The organism is Neisseria sp. P0022.S010 (genome assembly GCF_051956635.1).
In genome coordinates this window covers 1-464 of record NZ_JBQCXF010000878.1, presented here as the reverse complement: position 1 = coordinate 464, position 464 = coordinate 1, and the positions used below count along the sequence as shown (strand labels likewise).

General features: G+C 54.1%; 1 pseudogene. It reads left to right on the top strand.

Annotated elements, in window-relative coordinates:
* Window positions 1–421: pseudogene (locus ACTHUT_RS21895) on the top strand (DUF3482 domain-containing protein); the annotation flags it as partial.
* Window positions 422–464: the final 43 nt, after the last annotated feature.

The window sequence follows — 464 nt, the reverse complement described above, 5'->3', positions numbered from 1 at the left end:
GACCAATATGCTCGCCCGTCGAACCCTGCATGTTTACGCCGGTTTTGATACCGTTGCCTTCGACTTTGAAGGCGAAATCCGATTGTGGGACAACCTTGCCACCATGTTACCCAAGCGCGACATCCTCGACCGCCTCATCAATATGCGCCGTCGCGAGTGGCAACGGCTGGATATGGAAGCGCGCCGTGAAATTGCCGATTTTCTGCTGGATACCGCCGCATTTACCCAAGAAATTGCCGAAAACGACGACCCTGCCCCGACTTTGGAAGTCATGCAATCGGAAATCCGCCAACTTGAGCGACAAATGCAACAACGCCTGTTCACACTTTACCGCTTCTATCACGACGAAGTCGGCAGCGACAGCACATGGATGCCCAAAGCCTTCAAACAAGATCCGTTTGACAGCGAATTGCTCAAACATTAAGGCATCCGTACCGGTACCGGCGCAACCGCAGGCGCGCTCA